The sequence below is a fragment of the Mycolicibacterium pulveris genome (genome assembly GCF_010725725.1).
In the GTDB taxonomy this organism is placed as follows: Bacteria; Actinomycetota; Actinomycetes; order Mycobacteriales; family Mycobacteriaceae; genus Mycobacterium; species Mycobacterium pulveris.
Genome location: NZ_AP022599.1, coordinates 454,257 through 473,104, shown reverse-complemented (window position 1 = coordinate 473,104; position 18,848 = coordinate 454,257). Strand labels below are relative to the sequence as shown.

Annotated in this window: 17 protein-coding genes; 6 read left to right on the top strand and 11 right to left on the bottom strand. The window is 68.6% G+C overall.

What is annotated here, in order from left to right; translation table 11 throughout:
* The 3 genes from G6N28_RS02575 to G6N28_RS02565 form a co-directional block, all read right to left on the bottom strand.
* Positions 1-435, bottom strand: coding sequence for a DUF6636 domain-containing protein (locus G6N28_RS02575; RefSeq protein WP_235674443.1), 435 nt, complete (start codon positions 433-435; stop codon positions 1-3).
* 11 nt (positions 436-446) lie between these two features.
* The gene (locus G6N28_RS02570) at positions 447-2,864 is read right to left on the bottom strand and encodes a hypothetical protein (protein ID WP_235674442.1); all 2,418 of its coding nucleotides are present in this window, start codon (positions 2,862-2,864) and stop codon (positions 447-449) included.
* A gap of 96 nt (positions 2,865-2,960) precedes the next feature.
* Positions 2,961-3,131 carry a hypothetical protein gene (locus tag G6N28_RS02565; RefSeq protein ID WP_163896896.1) on the bottom strand — a complete coding sequence of 57 codons (171 nt, stop codon included), beginning with the start codon at positions 3,129-3,131 and terminating at the stop codon, positions 2,961-2,963.
* Between the two features lie 21 nt (positions 3,132-3,152).
* Between G6N28_RS02565 and G6N28_RS02560 the strand changes: the two genes are divergently transcribed.
* Entirely contained in the window at positions 3,153-3,956 is an 804-nt protein-coding gene (locus G6N28_RS02560) for a class I SAM-dependent methyltransferase (protein WP_163896895.1), read from the top strand.
* 18 nt (positions 3,957-3,974) lie between these two features.
* Positions 3,975-4,637, top strand: a complete 663-nt coding sequence (locus G6N28_RS02555) for a helix-turn-helix transcriptional regulator (RefSeq protein WP_235674711.1) — start codon at positions 3,975-3,977, stop codon at positions 4,635-4,637.
* On the opposite strand, the gene G6N28_RS02550 is transcribed toward G6N28_RS02555, so the two are convergent.
* From G6N28_RS02550 to G6N28_RS02540, 3 genes are all read right to left on the bottom strand, one after another.
* Positions 4,634-5,821 carry an NAD(P)/FAD-dependent oxidoreductase gene (locus G6N28_RS02550; RefSeq protein WP_163896894.1) on the bottom strand — a complete coding sequence of 396 codons (1,188 nt, stop codon included), beginning with the start codon at positions 5,819-5,821 and terminating at the stop codon, positions 4,634-4,636. The genes G6N28_RS02555 and G6N28_RS02550 overlap by 4 nt on opposite strands.
* 175 nt (positions 5,822-5,996) lie before the next feature.
* Positions 5,997-6,908, bottom strand: a complete 912-nt coding sequence (locus tag G6N28_RS02545) for a hypothetical protein (RefSeq protein WP_163896893.1) — start codon at positions 6,906-6,908, stop codon at positions 5,997-5,999.
* Positions 6,909-6,985: 77 nt separating this feature from the next.
* Positions 6,986-8,290, bottom strand: coding sequence for a hypothetical protein (locus G6N28_RS02540; protein ID WP_163896892.1), 1,305 nt, complete (start codon positions 8,288-8,290; stop codon positions 6,986-6,988).
* 206 nt (positions 8,291-8,496) lie between these two features.
* Here G6N28_RS02540 and G6N28_RS02535 point away from each other — a divergent pair, with 206 nt between their 5' ends.
* On the top strand, positions 8,497-9,237 hold the full coding sequence (locus G6N28_RS02535) for a TetR/AcrR family transcriptional regulator (protein WP_179962006.1): 741 nt from the start codon (positions 8,497-8,499) through the stop codon (positions 9,235-9,237).
* Positions 9,238-9,266: 29 nt separating this feature from the next.
* Here the strand turns inward: G6N28_RS02535 and G6N28_RS02530 are convergent, their stop codons facing one another.
* From G6N28_RS02530 to G6N28_RS02520, 3 genes are all read right to left on the bottom strand, one after another.
* The gene (locus tag G6N28_RS02530; RefSeq protein WP_128109286.1) at positions 9,267-9,590 is read right to left on the bottom strand and encodes a hypothetical protein; all 324 of its coding nucleotides are present in this window, start codon (positions 9,588-9,590) and stop codon (positions 9,267-9,269) included.
* Positions 9,591-9,833: 243 nt separating this feature from the next.
* On the bottom strand, positions 9,834-11,372 hold the full coding sequence (locus G6N28_RS02525) for a hypothetical protein (protein ID WP_163896890.1): 1,539 nt from the start codon (positions 11,370-11,372) through the stop codon (positions 9,834-9,836).
* A gap of 108 nt (positions 11,373-11,480) precedes the next feature.
* Positions 11,481-14,132 (bottom strand): helix-turn-helix transcriptional regulator, encoded by a 2,652-nt coding sequence (locus G6N28_RS02520; protein ID WP_163896889.1) that lies wholly within the window; start codon positions 14,130-14,132, stop codon positions 11,481-11,483.
* Between the two features lie 153 nt (positions 14,133-14,285).
* Between G6N28_RS02520 and G6N28_RS02515 the strand changes: the two genes are divergently transcribed.
* From G6N28_RS02515 to G6N28_RS02505, 3 genes are all read left to right on the top strand, one after another.
* Positions 14,286-15,845, top strand: coding sequence for a flavin-containing monooxygenase (locus G6N28_RS02515; protein WP_163896888.1), 1,560 nt, complete (start codon positions 14,286-14,288; stop codon positions 15,843-15,845).
* Positions 15,846-15,908: 63 nt separating this feature from the next.
* Complete coding sequence (nrdF, locus tag G6N28_RS02510; RefSeq protein ID WP_163905760.1) at positions 15,909-16,871, top strand: class 1b ribonucleoside-diphosphate reductase subunit beta; 963 nt, start codon at positions 15,909-15,911, stop codon at positions 16,869-16,871.
* Between the two features lie 101 nt (positions 16,872-16,972).
* Positions 16,973-17,407: a type-F conjugative transfer system secretin TraK gene (locus G6N28_RS02505; protein ID WP_163896887.1), complete on the top strand. Its 435-nt coding sequence runs from the start codon at positions 16,973-16,975 to the stop codon at positions 17,405-17,407.
* Here the strand turns inward: G6N28_RS02505 and G6N28_RS02500 are convergent.
* Both G6N28_RS02500 and G6N28_RS02495 read right to left on the bottom strand, forming a co-directional pair.
* Positions 17,404-17,679: a YciI family protein gene (locus tag G6N28_RS02500; RefSeq protein WP_163896886.1), complete on the bottom strand. Its 276-nt coding sequence runs from the start codon at positions 17,677-17,679 to the stop codon at positions 17,404-17,406. The two genes, G6N28_RS02505 and G6N28_RS02500, sit on opposite strands and share 4 nt — an antisense overlap.
* Before the next feature lie 10 nt (positions 17,680-17,689).
* Complete coding sequence (locus G6N28_RS02495; protein ID WP_163896885.1) at positions 17,690-18,799, bottom strand: iron-siderophore ABC transporter substrate-binding protein; 1,110 nt, start codon at positions 18,797-18,799, stop codon at positions 17,690-17,692.
* Between the last annotated feature and the right edge of the window lie 49 nt (positions 18,800-18,848).

Here is an 18,848-nt window from a genome sequence, read left to right as displayed (position 1 = left end):
TCAGAAGAACCGGTAGCCCTCGCGGCTGATCGAAAAACCGCGCCCGGTCTCGACATCGCGGCAGGTGATGCCCGACATCGCACTGTCGCAACGCAGTACGCCGTCGGTGTGTGACTGGCCGTATGCCAACGGGCCGCCGCCGGCCAGCGCGGTGTCCCCGGCGCAGACGAACGTGGCTGTGCCACCGGCATGCAGACTCAGCCCCTGCCCGTAGTCGTAGGGGCAGTCCGGCGGCGGAGGCGGCGGCGCCCAATCGCGTTCGCGAATATCACAGCGCACCTGCGACGCGTCCATCATGCAACCGATGTTGCCCGACGGCGACGTGAAACCGATCAGCTCGGCGTGCGCGTCGGGCGGCGGGCCGGCCACCAGCGCCGTGGCCGCTGCCGCGGCGGCGAATATCGTGGTAACGCACTTGCTACGGGGTAATCCCATGTGTCTCACCTTCATTCGATTGTCAGCGGCCGTGATTCAGCGGATCCCACCGCCACGCGCGATTCGGTGAGGGGTCCGTCATAGCGGCGGGTGAACTGCTCGCCCGGCACCACCCACTGTTCGCCTTGGTCGCCCCGCACCACCCAGTCGCCGGACGCGGGGCGGACGGAACCCTCGAGTGTGGCGACGGTTTCGCCGTCCTCGGCGCGTCGGGCGCGTACGGTGCCGCGTCGCTGCCAACGGTCGCCCTCGACATGTTGGTAGGTGGCGCGGAAGATGTCGTCGCGCACCGACCAGTACTCGCCGCCGTCGACGTCGCGCACGGCCCAATCGCCTGCCTCGGCGCGCATGGTCTCGCCCGACGTGGTCTTCCACGTCCACGCGACGTCGCGCTGCTCGGCGACGACGTGACCGATGCGGCGAAACCGCTGCCATTCGTGTCGGTCTCGCGCGGGACGGGACCGGTATCCCAGCTCGCGAAGCTTCGACAGGGTGGCCGCCAGGCTGCCCAGCGCGGCGTTGAGCAGGTCCGGATCCGCTTCGATGCTGGCCCAATCGACCAGTTTGTCGTGGATCTTGCGGGCATCGTCGCGCGTCGGGCCGTACCGCCAGCCGGACGCACGGTAGTAGCGGCACCAGTCCTCGTGTTCGGCACGAGCCATCGCGATCGCCTCATCGCGCTCGAATCCCAACAGCCGCAGCTGATCCAGCGGCGGCAACCCGCGAAGGTTGGGCGTTTCGGCCTTGTCGGATGTGTCATTCCACGCGTTCCACGTGTGACCACCGATCTGCTCGACCATCCACAGGGCGTTGCGGACCTGACGCCGATTGGACTCCCGATAGAACTCGTCGAGCTCAGCCCACGGACGGGTGCCGGCGCTGCGATGGCCGGACTCGGCGGCGTAGCGATCGTGGATCAGCCGCGCGGCTCGCTCCCAGGCGTCCTGGGCCTGCCCCTCCGGCAGGTCCATGCTCAGCCGGTAGGTGCGCAGCTTGCCGATCAGTGACAGCCGGTCTTCGGTGACCTGGGCCGACGCATCCCACGCGTAGATCGGCGTGGTGGGAAACCGGGCGGCCAGTCGGGTGCCGGTGGTCGTGTCGATGGACGACGTCGTCGACCCGTCCCGGTCGACGAGGATCACCGCGGTACCGCCCGCATCCTTGTCGGCGAGCAGCGACGCAAGTACCGGCACCGACGGCTTCTCGGCGACCGTCTGGATCTGCATGCTGCTCGCCGACACGCCCAGCCGCCGCCGCGACATCGCGTAATCCTGTTCGTATGCCTCGGCGTTCTCGGCGACGAGCACCAGCCGGGGCAACGGGTCCTCGTCCGGCGCGGCGTAGTAGTCGCGCTCGAGCTGGCGCTGCGCCATGTTCGAACACAACGCCAGCGTGAGCCGAGACGTCCCGCAGATCAGGACGCGGCCCACCCCGTCGGTGGAGATGATCCTGTCGAGCAACCGACGGGCGGTCACCTCGTACTTGCCGACCGCGTCCGCGGCCCACCTGGTGTCCGAGCCGCCGAAGTGCGTGGCCCGCCACGCCTCGGCCTGCCATGGGTCGTCGATGCGAACGATTAACGGCAAGCGCTGTTTACGGCTCACTTCAGCCAGTCGGTCCGCAATGACCTTCAGCCGCAACAGATTACTTGACGGATCGGCCGAGAGCAGATACAGCCGGTCCAGCTTGCGCCACAGCGACAAGGATCTCAGCGTGTCGGGCCGGTCGAAGTCCACCGCGACGACTCGTGCGCCGTGATTGCGGGCCTCGGGCACGCAGGGATGGTCGAGGCTGGTGGTGATCAGCACCAGCGTGGCGCGGGGGTCCATCGTCCTGGCGACCGCGCTGACCATGGACAGGGTGTCGTCGTCGACGTCCACCACCGCGGTGATCGATCGGGCGAAGTACACGCGCAGGCGATCCATCCGCGAGCGGAACAACGCCGCCGCCACGCCGACCACGCTCAGGAAGATGGCCGCCAGCGCCGACAGTCGCGCAATCTCCAGCGCTACCGGGGTCGGCGACGGACAGGTCTGGCCGCTCAGCGACTGGTCGCCGGTGCCGCCCTTGACCACCGACGCGGTGAACATCAACGGGCGAAAGAAGCGCGGGTGTTCGTCGTCGTGGCAATCCCAGTAGGACGCCAGCCCCAGCACGGCGCTGATCAGCGCGAGGCCGGCGACTATCGCCACCGGGGCACCCGGGCGTCGCACGCCCTGCGCCCGCACGACGAGGATCCCGAGCAGCACCAGGACGGCGACCACGAGCGCGATGGTCTGCCACGATCCTGGCCGCCCGAACCACTGCAACCACGCCGGCGCCGGGTCTCTCAGCTGCGGGCCCAGCGCCAGCGCGACGAGATAGCCGAGCAGCAGCAGCGCGATCACCGACACGGCGCGAACCGCAGCGACACCGACAGTGCTGCGCAATGCGACCTCCCCCCCTTTTCGACCCATCGGGTCCTTTGGGTAAGTGTCGCCCCCGCCGGACGCGGACGCTGCGGATTGCGCGAGCGGCGGCGCACCTCACTCGAACAGGTAAGGCTTGCCTAATCGGATCCGGCGTTTTACATTAGCCGCAAGAGTTTCCTCTAAATTGGAGTGGTCGAAGTTGAGAGGTCTGCTCGCGCGCTTGGCCGCGGGCGACGGGGTAGGCGTCGGTGCGCTCATCCGCTCGGCGATCTCGTCGATCGCCACCGTCGAAAGGACGATCCGAAAATGACTGTGCGGCAAACGCTTCCGCTCGCCCAGCGGTCCGACGCCGATCTGCCGGGCCACTGGCTGCTGGCGCGCCTTGGCAAGCGGGTGTTGCGCCCCGGCGGTCTGGAACTGACGACGCGGATGCTGGGCGCCGCGCGAATCGGCGGCGCCGACGTCGTCGAACTCGGTCCCGGGCTGGGGCGCACCGCGCGCGACATCGTCGCCCGAAAGCCGCGGTCCTACGTCGGCGTGGATGACACCGCGGCGGCCACCGAATCCGTGCGCGAGGTGGTCGCGCCGGTCGACGGCAAGGTGGTGGTCGCCGACGCCGCCGAGACCGGGCTGCCGGGGGGCAGCGCCGACGTGGTGATCGGTGAGGCCATGCTGACCATGCAGGGCGACAAGGCCAAGCGGGCGATCGTCGAAGAGGCGTTCCGGGTACTGCGCCCCGGCGGCCGGTACGCAATCCACGAACTCGGCCTCAAGCCGGACTCCATCGCGCAGGAGACTAAGGACGAGATCCGTCGCGGCATGTCGCGCGCGATCAAGGTCAACGCCCGTCCGCTCACCGCGGGGGAGTGGGTGCGCCTGCTCACCGACGCCGGCTTCACCGACGTCACCATCGACTACGCCCCGATGGCGCTGCTCAACCCGACACGGGTACTCGCGGACGAAGGCCCGCTCGGAGCGTTGCGAATCGTCGGCAACCTGATCCGCCGGCCGGCCGCTCGCCGTCGCGTCGTCGACATGCGCCGCACCTTCCAGAAGTACCGGGACTCGTTGACCGCGGTGTCGGTGGTCGGCGTCGTGCCCGCACCCTGACACGCTGACGTGACGCCAGTGCAGCACCACGTGGCCGATGCACCGCCTCAGCGCTCGGCAGGCCAACAGCGGCAACGGGTTCTGGGCCTGTTGCGGGCCTCGCCCGAGCCCGTGGATGCGCGCCACATCGCTGACGAACTACGCATTCACGTCACCACGGCCCGGTTTCATCTGACCGCATTGGAGTCCCAGGGCGTCGTCCGTCGCGGCGAGGTCAAGGCCGGACGCGCCGGACGGCCACGGCTCACCTACGAACTGGCGCCCAGCCTCGACTACGCCGAGATCGTCTCGCTGTTCGCCGCGCACCTCGGCGGCACGGTCGAGGAACGCGAACAACGCGCGCTGCGGATCGGCGCGGATCTGGCGCACCGGGTGCGGGCGGCGCGCAGGCGCGAGGAGACGACGGTCGTGGACCTGGTGGTTGCGACGTTGGGCGAGTTGGGGTTTCAGGTGCGTTCGGTGTTCAACTCGTTCGGCGAGGTGATCGTGCAGATCTGCACATGCCCGCTGGCCGAGGTGGCCGCGACGGCACCGGAGGTGGTGCGCGGGATGCAGCAGGGCCTGATCCAGGAGGTCATCGACCGCAACGTCGACGTGATCGGCGCCCGCTACCACGCGGCCGTCACCCCCGACGCCACTGCGGGCTCCTGCGAGGTCAGCTTGGCGCTGCAGCCGGCCTAGCCGTTTTTGACCGTGTGCTGGGGCCCCTGGGCCTTCTTGTACAGCGCCTTGAGCATCCGATCGCGGAACGCGGCGTTGTCGATGAGCTTGATACCGGCGTTGGCGACCCTCGGATAGCCGAGCAGCTTGTGGAAGTAGCGGCCGCGCCGGTACTCCCTGCCCCACGCCGCTTCCATCCGCTGCGCGTAGTTGGTGAAGTCGTCGGGTCCGCCGTTGGTCAGCGCGGCGATCGCGCATTCGCCTGCGGCCAAGCCGGATTCGAGCGCCTTGGAGATACCCGCACCCGAGGCCGGCTTGCCCGCGCCCAGTGAATCGCCGGTGAACAGCACCCCGGGCCGCCATGGTGGCCACGCCGTGAATCCCATCGGCAGCCGCCACGCGCGGACGCTCTTGTTCTTCTTCAGCTCCTCGATCGGCGGCAGCTCCCATTCCGGGGGCAGCGTGCGCAGGAACTCGCCGAGGAACTGGGTGGCGTTGATCGACTGCCAGTTCTTGTAGCTGTTGACATAGCCCAGCCCGATGTTGAACCGGCCGCTGCCCATCGGGAACACCCAGCCGTATCCGGGCAGCTGGTCGCCCTGGAACACCAGCTTGAGATAGATGTCGAGGCTGTCGGAGTCGGGCCGGTTGGCATACATCTCGGAGCGGATCGCGATCGCCGAGTAGCCGTTGTACTCAGAGTCGATCTTCAGCGCGCGCTTGATCGGGGAGTAGGCGCCGTCGGCGGCGATCACGGCGTCGCCGTACACCTTCTCGCCGCTGCGCAGCGTCACGCCCACCACCCGGCCGTTCTCCAGGATCGGCGCCGTCACCTCCGCGGACTGGCGCACCTCGGCGCCCGCGGACTCGGCGTGCTTGAGCAGCAGCGTGTCCAGTTCGGTACGGCTCACGGTGTGGCCGTGGTCGGGCATGCCGGGGCGGCGGGGGAAGGACAGCTCCCACTGGCTGGGGCTGAACACCGTGACGCGGTTGACCCGATGGAACTTGGCGACCTCGTCGGCCAGGCCCATCTTCTGCAGGTAGCTGACCGCGCGCGCGGTCAGGCCGTCCCCGCAGGGTTTGTCGCGGGGGAACTCGGCCTTGTCCAGGACCACTACCTTCGCGCCGGTTTGCGAGGCCTGCCACGCGGCGGCCGAGCCCGATGGTCCGCCACCGGCGATGACCAGGTCGTATCGCTGCGTCATGAAACTCGTCTCGTCGATTGGGATTGTCGTCGCGATACTACCTGCGCACATGCCACCTTCGCCGTCCGCGGAACGGCTCTAGCCGGTGCCTTCATGTGCGATTGGACACATGGTCCTGGCAGGTCAAGGGTGTCCAGGGCCGACCGGTGAACGGTGAGGAAAGCCGCGGCGATCGTCAGGGCAGGATCACGGTCAGGCCGTCGCCGGGGCCGGTGTTCGCGATGATGCCGTCGCCGGTGGCGCCGGCGGTGTTGTTGTTGCCCGGACCGGCGGTCGCGGCGCTGTTGCGGCCGTCGACGGTGGCCGTGTTGTCGTTGCCGGGCAGCCCGGCGGAGGCGGTGCTGTCTACGCCCTCGACGGTTGCGGTGTTGTTGTCGCCGTCCCCTGCCCTGGCGGTGCTGCGGTCGCCGATGACGGTGGCGGCGTTGGAGTCGCCGAAGTTCGCGACGGCCACGCTGAGATTGCCGTTGACGAGGGCGGTGCTGTTGGTGGTCCGTCCGCCCCCGAAGAACCCCGCGAAGGCGTGGCTCTCGTCGCCCGTCACGTGTGCGGCGTTGAAGTCACCGATCAATGCGTGCGCGCTGCTGTCGAACCCTTCGACCGTGGCGGTGTTGGCGAACCCAGACCCGGAATCGGCGATGCTCGAATCGCCCCGCACCACCGCGAGATTGGCTTCGCCGTTGCCGGCGATCGCGCCGCTGTCGTTGCCGATCACCAACGCCGTGTTGCCGTGCCCGTCGACGGCGGTCGCCGCACTGTTGTCGCCGTCGACGGTCGCGGTGTTGTCGTCGCCGCGTTGTGCGCTGGCGATGCTGTTGTTTCCGGTGACGGTGGCGGTGTTGTTGTCGCCGTTGCCGGCACCGGCATTGCTTCCGTCGCCGGTGGTGCGAGCGATATTGCCGTTGCCGATGATCGCGCCGGCGTGGCTGTTGTCGCCGATCACGGAGGCTTCGTTGGCGGTTCCGAAGCGGGCCTCGGCTCGACTGTCGTTGCCCATGATGGATGCGTGATTGCGGTCGCCGGACGTCACCACCGCGCCGCTGCGGTCTCCGACGACCTGCGCGGTGCTGTTGTTGCTGTCCAACACGACCGCGGTGCTGTTGTCACCGTTGGCGGCGGCCCTGTTGCCCGTACCGGACAGCGCGCTGGCGGAACTCGATTCGCCTATCGCGCTGGCGAGGTTCTTGGTTCCGATCGCGTTGGCGGTGTTGTCGGTGCCCTCGCGGCGGTGGCGTGGCTGTCCACCCCCTCGGCGCGGGCGGTGTTGTTGTCGCCGACGGCGCGGGCGCTGGTCCCGTCGCCGGACGCGGTGGCGGTGTTGTTGTTGCCGCCGGTCGCGGTGGCCGAACTGTGGGCGCCGTAGGCGGTCGCGCGGTTGAAATTGCCGTCCGTGGCGAACGCGGTCGCGCCTTCGCCCACGGCGATCGCCACCGAGCCCCTGCCGCTGGAGATGGCGATCGCCCCGCCGTCGCCCAGGGTGATCCGGATCAGGCCGCCGACCGACATGCTCAGATCGGGCCCGACCGGGACGGCGAGCACCAGCAGTTCACGCGATTGGGGCTGCAGGACCATGGCGGCCACCGGAGCCGGGCTCATGGCCGGGATCGCCAGGTCGGAGAGCGCGTGCTCGGCCTCGCGGCGGACGGCCGTCGCCATCAGCGCGAGTGCGATCGGCGACCGGGTCGGCATGCTCGGGACATCGCCCGCCATCGCGCCGAAGGCGAGGACGGACAACAGTTCGGTCACCCGGCGGTGGACCGGCGGCGGGGCGGGCAGCGCCGCGGCGGTCGAGATTCTTTCCGGCGCGGACGTGATCGCGCGAGTGGCCGGCAAGTCGGCCGTGGCAGGGCGCGGCGGGCCGCCCTGGTTCTCGGTCCGCGCGTCCTCGACGACGCCGGGCCGATCCTGGTGCGCCTCGACGCGCGGCCGCGGCGCCGTCGATCCGGCAGCCCCGGTCCGGTCACCGGTTGTGGACGGCGCACTCACCCGGGCTTTTTGGGAGACCGTGTCGGAGCGTTTGTGTGCTCGAAGATCCGACGAGACGGCTGGGATGTCGCTCTTCCCTTCCGGTTCGCCAGGCTCGGGCTCGGCCGGTTCGGGCTCCGTCAGCTGCGATGTGGCCGGTTCGATCGCCGGTTGTGCGGGTTCCGTGGCGGTGGCTTGCCGGCTTGTGCGGGCCCCGCCCGTGTTCAGCACCTGACCACGTGGCGCGGTTCGGGTATCCGTCGCGGTAGATTCGCCCGCCGCATCGGAGGCGGCCGACGGTGGCGCACCGAGACTCGGACCGGATTCCGACTCGGCGGCGGACGCGGCCGGGGCGGACTCCGCGGAGGACTCCGAACCCGAATTCGTACCCGGCTCGTCGGGGTCTGCTGACGCGGTCCCGTTCCCGGTCACGACTGCGGCGCCCACCCCGAGCGCCACGGCCAGTGCGCCGAGGCGTGCGATGTAGGACGACGTGGTAGCCATGTCCACCCCTCGGTTCGAAGCCGGTGCCCGCTGCCTGACACCGGCAACGTAAGGCGGGGGCGGGCCCGCGGCCCGAGTAGTCGGGTACCTGTCCGGCGCCGGTAATCGAACGAATGCGCGAGGCGCTGTGCGGCGGTCAGCGCCTTTGCGGGCCAGACACCCTCGGTCTGGGCAGGTCAACGGTGTCCGGGCGGTACAGTGATCGGGTGCGACGAGGGTCCAGGACGCGGTCGAGCGGCCAGCCGGGTGTCAAGGTCGACGCCCGCAGCGAGCGCTGGCGCGAGCACCGCAAGAAGGTGCGCGCGGAGATCGTCGACGCCGCCTTCCGCGCGATCGACCGGCTCGGTCCCAACGTGAGCGTGCGCGAGATCGCTGAGGAGGCCGGTACCGCCAAGCCCAAGATCTACCGGCACTTCGCCGACAAGTCGGACATGTTCACCGAGATCGGTCAGCGGATGCGCGACATGTTGTGGGCCGCGATCATCCCGTCGATCAACGTGGAGACCGACTCCACACGCGACATCGTCGGGCGGGGAGTCGAGCACTACGTCGAGTTGGTCGAGCGCCACCCCAACGTGGTCCGCTTTCTGCTGCAGGGCCGGTTCGCCGACAAGTCGGCGGCGGCGATGACGGCGGTCAACAAGGGCAGCGAGATCACCCTGGCTGTTGCCGACATGATCAGCAACGAACTGCAGGACATGGCGCTGGACCCCGCGGCCTTCGAACTCGCGGCGTACGCGATCTTCGGCACCGCGGCGTCGGCGACGGACTGGTGGCTGGGCGCCGGCGACGAGGACGAGCGTCGCATGTCCGCCGACAAGTTCATCACCCATATGACGACGATCATGATGGGTGCCATCAACGGCACCGCGGAGTTGGTCGGCGTCACGATCGAGCCCGACCAGCCTATTCGCACCGCCGTACGCCGACAGCAACCGGTCGCCTGACCGGTGCGGCGCTGCGACGCGGGGCGCGCCTAGCCCGGTATCACCCAGGGGCTCAACGGGTCGAGGGGATTGACCATGTACGACCCTTCGGGCACCCGGATGGAGATGGGACCTTCGCCGGCGTCGAGCGAATTGCCGGGCAAGATGCTCCACGGGTGGGCGCAGTACCCCACGACCGGCGGCGGGAACCATCTCACCTTGGCGACCCGGCCCTCCTGGCTGCAGATCTCCTGTGCACTGACCGTCCGATCACCGTGTGCCGTTGGCGCCGTGAGCATTTGACCGGCAAGCACGACGGTCAGCACGGTCGCACCCAGCGTCGCGGTGAGCGGCCTGTGGATGTTGGTGCTCATCATCTTCTCCTTCAGGGGGATTGGGCCCGGACCGGGAGTTGACCTGCGCGCGGGTTGCCATTGCCGTGGCGAGCTTGGCTTCGGCCACCCGCATCACCAACGGGAGGCCCTCGATCTCCACGCCGATGCACTCGGCGGTCACCTCGTCGGGGATGCCCGCGTCGCGCAGCCGTAGCGCGCGGGCGTACTGCACGGGCAGACGATTGAGCGCGGCGTTGCGCTGCCGCATGTCGGCCGCCACGGCTAGGCAAGTGGCGGTGGGTCGGTGGTGAGGTCGTCGACGAGCCAGTAATCGATGCCGCCATCGATGACGCCCGTGTCGTCGGGGCCGGGTTGGATTACGGGGCCCAGGTCGCTGCCGTCCTCGTCGCCGGAATTCCATTGGTAGGTCGACACGACCGGTTGGTCATCGCCGGTGTCGATGGCGGGCCTGTCGGGCGACGATGACCCGTCGCCGTCCGGGCTGGCGCCGGGTTGGACGACCCCGCTGGGTACGCCGCGCGCCGGCGGGGCGTCCTCGCCGGCCTCCCCGAAGACCGACGTGTCGCCTCGGTCGGGGTTGGTCGCCCAGTCGCGTATCGCCGCGGCCGGGCTGGCGCCCGCGGAACCAGCGCTGCCGCTGGTGAACCCGTCCATGAGCAGCGAGTCGCCGTCGCCTTCTCCGGTGTCATCGCCGCTATCGGTGTCGTCTGTCGAGGAGTCCTCGGAGTCGCTGTCGTCGTCGTCGGAGTCGTCGTTGGTGTCCGATCCTGAGTCAGCTGAGTCGTCGTCGTCGCCGCTGGTCGATCCGGAACTGCCCGATCCCGAGCCGCTGGATTCGGAGCCGTCTGACTCGGGGTCGGACTCCGAGGAGGACCCGTCGGGGTTGTCCCACTGCCCGCTGTCGGGGTTGTACTTCGCCCCGCCGGTTTCGGTGGTGCCATGCTCATGCACCGGTCGTGCTGATGCGCCGGTGCGCGTGTCGTAGGCGGAGCCGTCGGGGTAGGTTTCGACGCCGGTGCGCATGTCGTAGGTGGAGCCGTCGGGGTTGGTGACGATGCCGGTGTCGCGGTCGAGTTTGGGGCCGCCGGTTTCGGTGGTGCCATGCTCATGCACCGGTCGTGCTGATGCGCCGGTGCGCATGTCGTGGCTGGAGCCGTCGGGGTTGGTGACGATGCCGGTGTCGCGGTCGAGTTTGGGGCCGCCGGTTTCGGTGGTGCCATGCTCATGCACCGGTCGTGCTGATGCGCCGGTGCGCATGTCGTGGCTGGAGCCGTCGGGGTTGGTGACGATGCCGGTGTCGCGGTCGAGTTTGGGGCCGCCGGTTTCGGTGGTGCCATGCTCATGCACCGGTCGTGCTGATGCGCCGGTGCGCATGTCGTGGCTGGAGCCGTCGGGGTTGGTGACGATGCCGGTGTCGCGGTCGAGTTTGGGGCCGCCGGTTTCGGTGGTGCCATGCTCATGCACCGGTCGTGCTGATGCGCCGGTGCGCATGTCGTGGCTGGAGCCGTCGGGGTTGGTGACGATGCCGGTGTCGCGGTCGAGTTTGGCGCCGCCGATCTCGGTGGATGGTTTGTGGACGGGGTCCGTTGATGCGCCGGTGCGCATGTCGTGAGTGGAGCCGTCGGGGTAGGTGACGATGCCGGTGTCGCGGTCGAGTTTGGCCTCGCCGGCCTCACGGGTGGGTGCCTCGCGGACGGAACTTGACGACGCACCGGTGCGGGCGTCGTGACCAGGATCGTCGGACCGCCTAACCGTGCCAGGTCGGTCCACGCCGACGCGGCCGCTGTTGTCGTCTGCCATGACGGTCTCCCTCGTTGCGTGTTTCAGCCGCAACGTATGGCCGCCGCCCCGCAGGAGCCCGCGTAGTTCACTACCCGAGTTACTCGGTGCGTCGAACGCAAGTGCGAATCACGCGAGCCGATCGGTCGGGCGGTTTTCGGCGGACCGTCCCTGGACCATGGCGATGAGTTCTTCGCGGGTACTGACGCCGGTCTTCTGCGAGGCCTGAAACAGGTGCCCCTCGACCGTGCGCACGGACAACACCAACCGGTCGGCGATGGCGCGGTTGGACAGCCCTCGGGCGGCAAGGGTGACGATTTCGCGTTGCCGCGCAGTCAGTGGCAAGTCGATCCTGTTGGCCCGCAGCGCATATGTGTGTGCGCCGGTCTCGCCGGACAGGCGCTGTGCTACCGCGGTCGCCGTGAGACCCGCACCGCGGCGCCCCTGCTCGCGAAGCACGATCGCGGCCTGGGCGGCGGCATCGGCCGCTGCGACACGATCGCCGAAGGCCTCGTAGCACCGTGACGCCTCGAGCAGGCCGGTGCCGTCGTGGGCGTGCAACGCGGCCGAATGCGCTGCCACGGCAATCAGTCTCGGCCCGCCGACGATCACCGACAACTCTGCGAGGCGGTCCGCGCAGGAGCTGTCACCGAACTGCGTCGCCGTTTGCAGGCACATCACCTCACGGGTCGGACGATGCAGCGCGCGGGCCTGGTCGGCGGCCTCGAGCGCGGCCCGCACCGCCAGGCTCGGAAGACCGCGGGCGGCGTCGATCCATGCCGCGGCGAGCGCTTGATCGGTCTCCCAGTAGCGAAAGCCTCCGGCTTCGGCGACCGGCCGGCCGGCCAGTGCCTGTTCGGCGGCCTCCGCATCTCCCGCCATCGCCAGCGCCGTCGACAACCAAACCTCGCTGAGTCGGAAGGTGCCCTCGGGCTCGTCCTCCAGCTCAGGTGACAGCAGCGCCGCCGACTCGCGAAGCCACTTGCATGCTGCCGTCAGATCCCCGGCCGCCAGTTCGGCGAGCGCGACGATAAGTGTGCTGATGTATCGCGAACCCGCGACATCGTGCGCGTCGTGCCTCAGTTCGGCCGCGACTTGGCGGGCCTTCTGCACATGACCGGCCAAACACAGCCCGTCGACGTAGGCCACGCCCATGCGGAACCGCAGATGCGATGCGCGCGCATCACCGCGCGCGAACGCGTGTCCGTGCGCTGCGCTGGAAAGCCGTTCGGTACAGCCGAGATCGGCGAGGCCGTACACCAGGCCCCATAGGCCCATCATGCGCGGCAGGCCCGCCACCTCTCGCGACGCGAGCGCTTCGGTGGCCAACTCGACCGCGGTCGATGGCTGGCCTCGGGCCGCGTGACAGGATGCGCGGACCGCGTTGACGGCGTGGGCAAGTCCGCAACCGGCGGCCGCCTGTTGGGCCGCGTCAAGTTCTCGTTCGGCGGTGACCGGTTCGCCGAGAACCCACGTCAAGTTGGCCGCACGGGCCAGCGCAATGTGCACGCGTTCGGCGTCCTCGGTGGCGCTGGCCGCCAGCTGGCCCAGGATCTTCTCGGCCTGCGCGCCCCGGGCGGCGGTGGCCAACGCGACCGCGTAGTTGAACTGCGCGGGACGTCCGGCGCCGGACTCGGTGGCAGCGCGCCCGAGCCGCATCGCCAACGGTATGTCCAGCAGCGCCAAGGCTGCGTTGGCTGCTTCGTGCAGCAGTGCCGCGTCACGGCCGGCATCGGATTCCAGGGCCAGCACGGCGCGCCGGACCGTCTGGTGCAGGGAAGGGCTGCAGACCTCGCCGATGGTGTGCGCGAGTCGTCCGCACAGGGTGCGAAGGCCTATGGGTCCGGCCATGGCCCGCCTGGCCTCCCCGAACATCGGATGTGCCAGGTGAGCGACCTGAGCCGCCGGATCGAATCGGATCAGCCCATGCTGTTGGGCCTCGTCGACCGCACCGGGCGAGGCCATGTGCAGCAGGACAGCCAACTCGACGGGCTCGGCCAGCGCCACGATGTCGAGCACCTCGACGACCTGCTCGCTGTGCCTGCCGATATTGGCCTTGATCAACTCGAGCAACCGCGGCGAGAAGTCCGGTTGACCATCCCACACCCATACCCCTGCGCGTTTGTTGAGCCGGCGGGAGGCGATCTCGTCGGTGATGAGTTGGCGTAGATACAGGGCGTTGCCGTGGGTATAGCGCCAGAGTCGCTCGGCGCTCGTCGTCTCGATTTCGCCGTCGAGCACCGCCGTCAGCAGCGTGCTCACCTCGTGAGCGGCCAGTGGCTGCAGATCCATCCGCGGCAGCCGCTCGTCCTTCCACAACGATGTGATGGCGTCGGGTGTCTGCTCACCCGAGCGCTGGGTGAGAACCACCGTCGCAATGCGTCGGTGAACCAATTGGTGCACGACGAGCGCGGACTGCTCATCGAGCAGGTGGGCGTCGTCGATTCCGACCACCGGCCGCGTCGGGGATGTCGTCGACGATGGGGAGCCGACCAGCGCGTCGATGATTTCCTGGACCCGTCGCAGCGGGTCGGGGCCGAAACCGCTCGCGAATTCGGCGAACACTCCCAACGGCACAGATCGCGCGGACTCCGTCGCCAGAAGCCAGTGGCATCGGCGGCCTCGACGCTGGGCCTTCGCGAGCGCTTCGCGGGCCAGGCGCGTCTTGCCGACGCCGGCGCTGCCCGCGATGAGGATCCCGGCCGCTGCCGGCTCAGCGATAGCACCAGAGACGACCGCCAGTTCTTCGTCTCGTCCGATCAGCGGCCAGCCGCCGCGCACCAGCTCAGTCTATTGCCGGCGGCTGTTCGCCGTGGGCGATCGGGCGGCGGCCAGGTGCGCTCGAGCAGGCACACCACGTACCCTGAACCTAGTATCCGGTACCGCCGGTCCCAGGATGGGCCCATGCCGGAGGCGAAAGAGGGGAGACCGATCATGACGGTTGCCGAGCACGAGGCGGAGACCGTAGCCGCCAAGCCGGTGCATACCCGCGCGCTGATCATCGGCACCGGATTCTCCGGCCTGGGGATGGGCATCGAGCTGCAGAAGCGCGGCGTCGAGTTCCTGATCTTGGAGAAGGCCGACGAGATCGGCGGCACCTGGCGTGACAACACCTACCCGGGCTGCGCCTGCGACATCCCGTCGCACATGTACTCGTTCTCCTTTGAGCCCAAGCCGGACTGGAAGCACATGTGGTCGTTTCAGCCGGAGATCTTCGACTACCTCAAGGGGGTGGCCGACAAATACGGGCTGCGGCGATACATCCGGTTCGGCTCGCACGTGGACCGAGCGCACTGGGACGACGAGGAGATGCGCTGGCATGTGTTCACCAAGGACGGCCGGGAATTCGTCGCGCAGTTCGTGATCTCCGGCGCCGGCGGACTGCACATTCCGCTGATCCCCGACTTCGAGGGCCTCGACGAATACCAGGGTGCCGCTTTCCATTCCGCGGAGTGGGACCACAGCGTGGATCTGACCGGCAAACGCGTCGCGGTGATCGGCACCGGGGCCAGCGCGATTCAGATCGTGCCCGAGATCGTCAAAGACGTTGCCGCGCTGCAGCTTTACCAACGCACCCCGGCGTGGGTGATGCCCCGGCCGAACAACCCGATCCCCGAGTGGATGCAGCGCATGTTCGCCACGGTCCCCGTCACGCGCCAACTGACGCGCGCGGGCATCTACTGGGCCCACGAAGCCGTCGGGTTCGCCATGACCCGCCAGCCCCGGTTGCTGAAAATCGGTGAGCTGCTGGGCAAGTGGAACATCAACCGGTCGATCAAAGACCCCGAACTGCGGCGCAAGCTCACCCCGGACTACCGGGCGGGCTGCAAGCGGATCCTCAACTCCGACACCTACTACCACGGGATCGCCAACCCGAAGACCGAGGTGATCACCGACGGCATCACGCGGTTCACCCCGACCGGCATCGTCACCGCCGACGGCACCCAGCACGACGTCGACGTCGTCGTGTTCGCCACCGGGTTCCACGTGACCGACTCCTACACCTACGTGCACATCAAGGGCCTCGACGGGGAAGACCTGGTCGACCGGTGGAACCGGGAGGGAATCGCGGCGCTGCGCGGCATCACCGTCGCTGACATGCCCAACCTGTTCTTTTTGCTCGGCCCGAACACCGCGCTGGGGCACAACTCGGTGGTGTTCATGATCGAGTCGCAGATCCGCTACGCCGCCCAGGCCATCGCGGCGGTCGACCGCGCAGGCGCACGGGCGCTGACCCCGACGCGCGAGGCCCAGGACCGCTACAACGCCGAGCTGCAGGCCGAGTTGGCGGGCACGGTGTGGAGCACCGGTGGTTGCCGAAGCTGGTATCTGGACGAGCACGGCGTCAACCGGACGCTGTGGAGCGGGATGACTTGGCAGTACTGGCTGGCGACCCGCACATTCGACCCGTCGGAGTACCGGATCTGGGGAACACGGCGCGACACGCCAACACAAGATGTCGCGGTCCCAGACGTTGTCGCCCCCCAGGGGTAGTGTCGGAGACGCCGATTCGGCAACCTGTTTCTGCGGCGGAATGGAGTGCTGGTGTCCGAAGGTATGAAGCTGATCGACCGCGTCTCGGCCATCAACTGGAACCGGCTTCAGGACGAAAAAGACCTCGAGGTCTGGCACCGGCTGACCGGTAACTTCTGGTTGCCGGAGAAGGTCCCGGTGTCCAACGACATCCAGTCTTGGAACACGCTGACCGACGCCGAGAAGCAGCTGACGATGCGGGTGTTCACCGGGCTGACGCTGCTGGACACCATCCAGGGCACCGTCGGCGCGGTGAGCCTGATCCCCGACGCGGTGACCCCGCACGAGGAGGCGGTGCTCACCAACATCGCGTTCATGGAGTCGGTACACGCCAAGAGCTACAGCAACATCTTCTCCACGCTGTGCTCGACCGCCGAGATCGACGAGGCGTTCCGCTGGTCGGAGGAGAACCCGAACCTGCAGCGCAAGGCGTCGATCGTCATGCAGTACTACCGCGGTGACGAGCCGCTCAAGCGCAAGGTGGCCTCCACGCTGCTGGAGAGCTTCCTGTTCTACTCCGGCTTCTACCTGCCGATGTACTGGGCCAGCCGGGCCAAGCTGACCAACACCGCCGACATGATCCGGCTGATCATCCGCGACGAGGCCGTGCACGGCTACTACATCGGCTACAAGTACCAGCGCGGGCTGGCGCTCGAGGATTCGGCCAAGCAGCAGGAGCTCAAGGACTACACCTATGAGCTGTTGTTCGAGCTCTACGACAACGAGGTCGAGTACACCCAGGACCTTTACGACGGGGTGGGCCTGACCGAGGACGTCAAGAAATTCCTGCGCTACAACGCCAACAAGGCGCTGATGAACCTGGGGTATGAGGCGTTGTTCCCGCGCGACGAGACCGACGTCAACCCGGCGATCCTGTCCGCGCTGGCGCCCAACGCCGACGAGAACCACGACTTCTTCTCCGGCTCGGGCTCCAGCTACGTGATCGGAAAGGCCGTCAACACCGAAGACGAGGACTGGGACTTCTAGACGCCCAAAGGGACAAACGGGCGCGAAAGCGCGGGTGGATTGCGCCATTTCGTCGGTCTCGGCGCCGCTGTCGTGAGAGCATCCCGGCCATGGTCCGACACGTGATCGCAGCGACGGGCGCCGTGGCGGCCCTGCTCGCGGTTCCCCTGGCTCCAGCGTCCGCGGCCGACGACAGCCGAGTGCTCCTGCTCGACGAGGGACAGGTCCGCTGCCAGGTCAGCGCCGACGACCTCGCCCGCGGCGGCGGCCCCATGGTGGTGTGTCAACGCATCGACGGGCTGCCGTTCGCCCAGTCGAGCTTTTCAGCGGAGAAGCACAGCCAGCGCCTGCCCGTCGCGGTGAAGCACGGCACCGGCGAGTTCTACTGGGCCAAGGGCAGCGTGCCCGACACCCCCGATGCCACCGTGCTCAACACCGGCCAGACCATTCATCTCTTTGGCTGGACGATCGAGGCCGATCGGCTACGCACCCGCATCGCCTACGACGGCAGCGGACACGGCATCTACATCGCCAAGGAAGACATCAACCAGTTCTAGAGTCCGGGCGCGCGGAACGCGCTGTTGAACGCCACCCGCTCGTAGCGTGCCGCCCCGGCGCTGGTGTACGGATCGCGGTCGACGATGTCTTGCGCCTCCTGCGCGCTGATGTCGCCGGTGATCAGCACCGCGCCGGATTCGTCTTCTCGGCGACCGGCCAACAGGATTCGGCCCGCCTCGACCTCGCCCTTCAGCCATTCCAGGTGCGCGGGACGGGTCTGGTTGATGACGTCCGGCGGCTGCAGGTACGTCGATGTGAGGACGTGGAACACGTCCGCGAGACTAGTTGATCGGCGCGTTGATCCAGCGCAGGTCGTCGAGGATGCCGCGCGCGGCGACGATGCCCTCACCGTTCTGCCACACCTCGTTGTTGACGGCGAAGACGCGGTCGTCGCGGTTGGCCGACAACTTCTTCCAGGCGTCGCTCTTCAGCACCGTGGTGGCGTGCTCCTTGGCCTCGCCAGTGGCGAACGAGATGTAGACGATGTCACCGTCGGCGGCAGACAGGTCGGGGGAGTTGGCCAGGTCGGTGTCGGTGATCCCGACCTCGATGTAGGGCTTGTCGGTAAAACGTTGGGCCGCAGGACGATCCACACCGGCAGCGGCGAGCACGCTGGCGGGGAAGTTGTCGGCGCCGAAGACCCGCATGGTGGTGTCGGTGAACTGGACCACCGAGGCCTGGAAATGCGTGGCGTCATTCTCGGCGCCGGTCTTCTCGGCGGTTCGTGCGAAACCGTCGATCAGCCCGTTTGCGGCGTCCAGGCGTCCGGTCGCCGCGCCGACCGTGCGCAGGTTGCCCTGCCACCCGGGGCCGGGCGCCTCAGTGAACACCGTCGGTGCGATCTCCGACAGCGCCCCGAACGCCTCCGGCGTCAGGGCCTGCGACCCCAGGATCAGGTCGGGCGAGGCGGCCTGGATGCCCTCCAGATCGGGTTCGCTGCGGGTGCCCACGCCCGGCACGTCATGGATGACGGTGCCGAGGTACGACGGCTGATCGGGGGAGCCGTCCGGCAACGCCGCGGCCACGATGCGCGACTGCAGCCCCAGTGCGCACAGCGCGTCGAGCTGATCACCGGAGAGCACCACGATGCGCTGCGGGTCCGCGCGCACCTCCGTCTCGCCCGCGGCGTGGCGCACGAGGCGGTCCGGGGGCCCGGGGTCGACGGCGGCCGGCTCGGGGGCGCAGGACTCGTCCGGGCGGCGCTGGTTGCCCAGCACGCCCGCGCCGGCAACCCGCGTCGTGCTGGTGATGACCGACTGGCTGTCGGGCTCATGGGGGTCGCCGCCGAGCTGACCACACCCGCTGATCAGTGTCAGCGACACGGCGGCCAGGGCGGCGGGCACCGCGGACCGGGCAGCCCGCACGCCCGCGCGCGCTCCGCTGATCAGCACGTCGCCGACGTTAACATCCGGTGAGTTCCGCGCTGGTCAACGACCGTCG